The 7,004-nt window shown below is 40.6% G+C and carries 3 protein-coding genes; 2 read left to right on the plus strand and 1 reads right to left on the minus strand.

The window, feature by feature from the left end:
- Window positions 1-92: 92 nt before the first annotated feature.
- Window positions 93-4,532 carry a translocation/assembly module TamB domain-containing protein gene (locus tag QZR76_RS10780; RefSeq protein ID WP_294142823.1) on the minus strand — a complete coding sequence of 1,480 codons (4,440 nt, stop codon included), beginning with the start codon at window positions 4,530-4,532 and terminating at the stop codon, window positions 93-95.
- Between the two features lie 238 nt (window positions 4,533-4,770).
- Between QZR76_RS10780 and tsaD the strand changes: the two genes are divergently transcribed.
- Together tsaD and QZR76_RS10790 are read left to right on the plus strand one after the other, a co-directional pair.
- A complete protein-coding gene (gene tsaD, locus QZR76_RS10785; RefSeq protein ID WP_294142824.1) occupies window positions 4,771-5,796 on the plus strand; it encodes a tRNA (adenosine(37)-N6)-threonylcarbamoyltransferase complex transferase subunit TsaD in 1,026 nt (341 codons plus the stop codon).
- 36 nt (window positions 5,797-5,832) lie between these two features.
- Window positions 5,833-6,762: an NAD(P)-dependent oxidoreductase gene (locus tag QZR76_RS10790; RefSeq protein WP_294142825.1), complete on the plus strand. Its 930-nt coding sequence runs from the start codon at window positions 5,833-5,835 to the stop codon at window positions 6,760-6,762.
- Window positions 6,763-7,004 lie beyond the last annotated feature (242 nt).

Raw genomic sequence — 7,004 nt, forward strand, 5'->3', positions numbered from 1 at the left:
TATACGTATTCATGTAACGCTCCCAATTTCACTAAAAAAAAGGAAAAAAACAATGACATCTGAATCGAAAATAAAAAATAGAATATAGAATATTAATCTTGTACTTTATTATCAACCGTTTGCACATCTTCCGGCAAATGTTTTTTCCGTTTGAAAAAACCAAAATATTTTCGTAATAGTTCTTTAAAGGTATCAAAAGTTTCCTGGTAAGAGATACCAACCCCTTGAACCGTTTCCGTGGCATTATAAGTGATCTTCTCATCCGTATGAGAATAAGCTTTTAATTTTAAGGTACCTTGCTTATTGATTTTTACATCCACGTCAAAATCTCCCGTAATCGGACTGTTAGAAGTCGTTTTTGCCTTTTCGACCACATTGCCGTTAGCAGAAATAGTCACTCGATTGTTCCAAATCTGAGTAGAGAGTGCCAATTCAAATTCATTTGTAGTCACCTCATCTCCAGGACGATAAGAAAAACCGATATCAAAATTATTACTGATTTGCGAAAACCAACGAGACAGCTGGTTAGAAAGTAATTCACTCGCGGTAGTCACCCCCATCTGATAACCGGCACTTCTTTCATCTTTTCCCTCCAATTTTTCCACGTAATCCGGAGTGTAAAATTTATTCAATATCAAAAGAGAAAACATCTGCTTGTTAATATCATCCTGGCTGGCAAAAAGACTTTGTACCAAACTTTTCATCTGGGCGTCCAAAGAAGGAAAATTAATACTGAAATTCACGGAAGGATTCATCAAATTTTCTTTCAAGTTCAGAATACATTCCACGGGAACCTTGGTTGTCCCTTTTTCCATCCCCGACAACAAATCACTTAACGATGTTTTCAAATGATAAACAGCACTCATATCAATGGTAGCATCATCCAAGGAGCCATTCCATTTTATACTTCCCCCGGGGGTCAAAATAAATTTCTTATTGACCAGATTGCTCAAAGTGAAAAGGTAATCCCCTTTCTCGATCTTATATTCACCGAAAACATTCAATTGGCGATCTTTATCCAAAGAGACTCTGATATCTCCACTTCCCACTGTTTTCAATATATCTCCGATCGTGGGATCAAATATAATCTGTACCTCCAGATTATTATTAATCTCCAGATTGGCATTCAAATCAACCCCATCTGCCAACGAATGCTGAAACTCAAAAGAGCGTCTCAAGGTATCCGACTGTTCATCACCCATAAAATGTAAAAATTGCCCGCTATTCTCCGAAGTGGCAGACGTCAGAGGAACATATATTTTAGAATAGGGTTCGGTCTTTATGTTTACAGTAAAACTGGTCGGTCCGTTCAAATTATGCAGGCGAGTCTGCCCGCTAAGATACAATTGACCGTAGAAAGATTCGCCTTGCTCCATTTGCGTATTCAATACCATGAAATTCTTTAATTGTACGCTCACGTCGTACAGACTACTCCCGATATCGTAATACCCGGAACAGGCAGCCTCATTGGAAGCGGCATCCCGAATGGCAAAGCGATCCAACAAAATTCTGTTGTCTTTTATCTGTATCCGATCGTCGATAGAAAAATCCGTGTTCAACCCGGTCAAAGCAAAGGATACGGTATCCATACCTAAAAATCCGTTTACCTTAGCGTCCCCCATCGTCCCGGCCAAAGATAGTTCTCCGAAAACCGAACCCGCACCCTTTTTGATAAGATCGGGGAAATAATTGGATACATATTTCATATCAATTCCGGACAGAGCCATATTTATATTTATACTGTCGGAAGAGGGTTTGTAATATCCGGAAATGAACAACGGAACCCGATCACCAATCTGGTCGGAAACTTGCATTTGCAACGCACTTCCCGGCGCATCCCAAAAAGAACGGATCTCCATTGTTCCCAGCGTATCCTGATTTATACCCCACTGATTTACGTCAACGTCAGCATAAATCAAACGATCCTTATAAAAATCAGACACATTCACCCGCCCGACTACTTTCCCAAAAAGCTTCACTTTATTATCGAAAATAATCCTATTAAACTCTGCCAGATCAAAATTATCAAAAGAAACAGTAAGTGTATCTCGCGGACTATTACCAATTTTTCCCTGTAAGCTAAAACGCTGATCTCCGCGAGAAATAACAAAATTATTCACGAAAATATTCTTATCTTCTTTTAGCAGAAGAGCCCTCTTAACCTGCCACACGCTATCTGCCATTACAATCGTACCGGGATTTACAAAAACTTGTGTAATATACCGATCGTGATACTTCATCAATCGCAAGTTAGCCGACAATGAACCGGAATAAGTCTCTTTTTCCCAATTCCCCCATGAAAGGGCATTGTCCACATCATTGGTTTTTATACTCGTCACATTACGAACATTATACAATTGCCCGATACGTTTATAATTCAGTTCATCTGCCGTATATATACATTGTAAAGTCAAAGAATCTCCCGTCGCCCGGATTTTCGAATGATACAAATGCACATCCCCCCAACGCAATGTATCCGCTTCCAATCTCACCCGCAAGCTCCCTTGATAATCGTTAAAATCACACGAGAAACTCGTCCCGTCGGAAACCGTCAGCTCGGGATAGATCACTTTCAACACAGGACTTACCTCTTTTAGTGCTACTTCACAGGTAAAATTCGTTCCCGGTTTTAAGGTTTTATCAACAGCATAGCGATAAGCAGGAACATAACGACAGACCAGATTATCTACAAGGTCTTCAAAAGTAAGTCCCGTATAAAAACCCTCCACACGCACATCCGCCATGGAAGAGCGTAAATCAGTCAATCCGTACTCCTCCAGTTTTTGATGCTCCAACCGTATCGAGTCGATAACAAAACTTCCCCGGATATTTTCATAAGAGAGATCTGAAATGGATAATTTCACTTCAGCATCTTCGTTTTTTTGATCATAATTACCGGAAAAACGGAAACCGAAGGATTCCTTCTCCCCAAAAACAGGAGTATTCCATGAATCCCAATGCCGGACGTGCAACTCTCCCGATACATCCGCCAATCGAATCGTATCCCCGTACATATAGTCTAACACTAAACTGGCCTGTATACTATCATTTTTTACGAACGAAGTAAGTTTCATGTAATCGTTATCGCCACGAACAACCAAACCGACATTTCGAACCCAACCGTGAAAGAGATTCAGATGACCAATCCGGCTATCCAATGTAAAGGTAGACGAAGAATCACTCGAATACCCGGCATATTTCCCCAAATAGGAACCATTCCCCAAATAAGATTGTCCGGTGAGAAACCTATAATCTACATGATAGAAACGGAAGCTTCCATTATATCGATGTCCGGCTATCGTATCCGGTTTATAAGCCAAATCCATATTTCCCAAAAGACCGGGAGTTTCACTTTTTGCCGTCAATACAAAATCTTCTATCTTACCCTTAAAATTCCCTTCCAGATCAAAAGTCCTGTATTTATGCAATAAAGCCGGTAATTTCACATAATGACTTTCCAACCAAGGCATGTAAATACCTTCCAATTCCTCGGGAGCAATTTTACTATCCTGAAAAGTAATGTCAAAATCCGTCTCCCAGAAACGGGGTAAGCCCTTGGATTTAAATTCTCCTCTAATAACACTTTTCTCTCCAAGGTAAATTTCCAACCGATGTCCCTCTAATCGGTTTACCGTATTCGAAACCTCTCCACTCGCGATAATGGTATTATTCATTCCCAATAACTCTCCGTTAAAATAAGCCAAATCATCAAAATGCAAGATAGAAGGTGAAAAAACATACCGTTGTTTCATCTTTTGGGTAAAAAAGTGCCAATATCTCTCATTCGGGACCCAATCATACTGTAACGTATCCAGATAAAGCTCGCTTCTCTCTGTCTGTATTAAGCCTTTGGTAATCAACAATTGATCGTCTTTTGCCAATACTCTTGCAGATAAATTCAATAAACGAAACCCGGATTTTTCTTCTAATGTCAATCCTGATACATACGCTCCATACTTGCCTTCTGAAAAATCGATATCGGAAATAATCACATTCAGCTTCCGGCAATCCACATCTGTCCAGTTGATCCCATAGTCCTCCGGCTCGTATTCTTCCTCTACATATTTGAAATGACAATCTTTCAAATATATCTTAGACAAATTCATATTCCATTCCAATGGAGAAGCTGCAGCAATAGAAGAAGTCAGCGTATCTCTTGTTTTGAAAAGAACATCCAGCCACATCTCTATATTCGTGACGCCCCCGTCTTTACCTCGTGTAACCCACAGATTAAAAAGAGCATTTTCAAACCCCATCTCCGTCACGGTAAAGCGTCGTTTCACGAAACTGACGGAATCTACCTTGGTCACCAGACGTTTACAAAACAAAAGCGTATCCTTTCGGGCATCTTTTATCAACACATCCTCGAGTACCAACGATTCGATCGGACGAAAATTTACTCTCCCTATGGAAATTTCCGTACCGGTCTGCCTCTCTATTTGGCGGGTAAAAAACTCCACAACCCTTGTTTGTACCCAAGGAGTCATGAATGCCAGATAAAGGATTGCGACCAATAGTCCCAACCCGACCATGCACGTAGATAGTATACTTATTATTTTTTTTATAACACAGCCGTTTTAGTTGAACGCAAATTTATTAATATTGCAGAACATTTTATGGCCAGAAAAGGAAAATAATTTGAAAAATTGAAAATGAATAGATCTAACGGTAATGCAATTATAAAATCATGTTCTACTGTCCATTATAAATGTGAAACAATTTTATCACATTTGCATCATCCGGTCACACTAATTCTAAATAAAAAAAACAATGAGTATTATCATATTAGGAATTGAATCTTCCTGCGACGATACCTCAGCCGCAATACTGAAAGACGGGGTTGTATTATCCAATGTCATCGCCAGCCAAAAAGTACACGAGGCCTATGGTGGAGTCGTCCCTGAATTAGCTTCTCGAGCTCATCAACAAAACATCATCCCCGTGGTTACGCAAGCATTAAAACTTGCCGGTATCCGTGCCGATGAAGTTACCGCCATAGCTTTCACCCGGGGCCCGGGATTACTGGGTTCACTACTCGTGGGAACCTCTTTTGCCAAAGGCTTTGCCATCGCCAAACAAATACCCATGATTGAGGTAAATCATTTACAGGCACATATTCTGGCTAATTTCATCAAAGAGCCGGGTATTGAAGCTCGTCATCCTCAATTTCCTTTTCTTACGTTGTTGGTATCCGGAGGAAATTCCCAACTTATTGTCGTTCGGGATTACCTCGACATGGAAGTTATCGGACAAACCATTGACGATGCGGCCGGGGAAGCCTACGACAAATGTGCCAAGGTCATGGGACTTGGTTACCCCGGCGGACCGATCATCGATCGTTTAGCCAAAGAGGGGAATCCGGAACGTTTCTCTTTTAACAAACCACAAATACCAAACTTGGATTATAGCTTCAGCGGATTAAAAACGTCATTTCTGTACTCCATTCGAGATGAAATAAAAAACGATCCCGATTTTATACGACACAACCTGAATGACCTTTGTGCCTCATTGCAAAAAGCGATCATTGACATCCTTATGTCTAAATTAAAAAAAGCCGCCAAACAGACCGGAATTAAACAAATTGCTATCGGAGGAGGAGTTTCGGCAAACTCCGGACTACAAAAAGCCGTACACGAAGAAGCGGACCGACTCGGATGGAATGTATACATTCCCCGGCTCGGATTCTCACTCGATAATGCAGGCATGGTAGCGGTTACCGGCTACTACAAATATTTGCAATCCCAATTCATTGGTTTAGATGCCCCTGCCGATGCCAGAATGAGTTTGAAAATTTGATCATAATTAAAAATTCACATATTAAATCATAATCATATGAAAATATTAGTTACGTATAATATTCCTCGCGAATCCTTTACCGCTCTGGGCAAAGAACATATGGTAACCCTGCCGGAAGGAGAATTTTTCTCTAAAGAAGAATTAATAAAAATGATTCCCGAATATGACGCTTTATTAGGCATATTCACTCGTCCGATCGACAACGAAGTCATTGAAGCCGGTAAAAATCTGAAATTAATCAGCAATTTCGGTGTCGGATACAATAACATTGACATCAAATTCGCCCGTTCGAAAGGTATTGCCGTATGTAATACACCCAAAGCCGTCTGTTTTCCGACCGCTGAAATGGCCATAGGACTTATGTTAAGTGCAGCCCGTAGAATTGCAGAATGCGATCGCCGTTTGAGAGTTGAAAAAGAGAGTATGTGGGGAACCATGAAAAATCTGGGCTATACCCTCGAAGGAAGAACGCTCGGTATTATCGGAATGGGAAATATCGGCAAGACTGTAGCCCAAATGGCATCCGTCTTCCGGATGAAAGTAATCTACCACAATCGTCGAAGTACCGTCGAAGGGTATGAAAAAGTAGACTTAGACACTCTTTTACAAAGATCTGATTTCATTTCTATTCACACACCTCTTACCGACGATACCCGGCATATGATCGGGAAACGGGAATTAAGTTTAATGAAACCAGGTGCCTTTTTGATCAACACGGCCCGAGGAGCTGTAATTGACGAACAAGCTTTAGCCGAATGTCTCCTGAATAAAAAAATTGCCGGGGCTGCTTTGGACGTATTCGAAAACGAACCGCACATCAACGAAATTCTTTATAGTTTGGATAACGTGGTACTGGCTCCGCACAACGGCACCGGAACCATCGATACCCGTATTGCCACCGGACAAGAAGCCGTAGACAACATATTGAATTTCTTTAAAGGAACCCCGACCAACGTGGTCAACTAAATGCACAGAAGAGGAACAATTTAGAATGTTCCTCTTCAATTTTATTCCTTGAATATCCAAGCGTAATTTTCAAATAAAGAAATAAATAGCTTTATTTACTTAAAATACCTTCCGGTTTTCATTCAAAAAATCGATCACAACTATTGCAATATATACAAAAAGCCCTATATTTGCACCCGCTAACAACAAGCAAGCGTTCTTTGAACAAGGGCAGTTACCAGAGTGGCCAAATGGGGCTGACT

The sequence above is a fragment of the uncultured Sanguibacteroides sp. genome (assembly GCF_900543425.1).
Classification (GTDB): Bacteria; Bacteroidota; Bacteroidia; order Bacteroidales; family Marinifilaceae; genus Gabonibacter.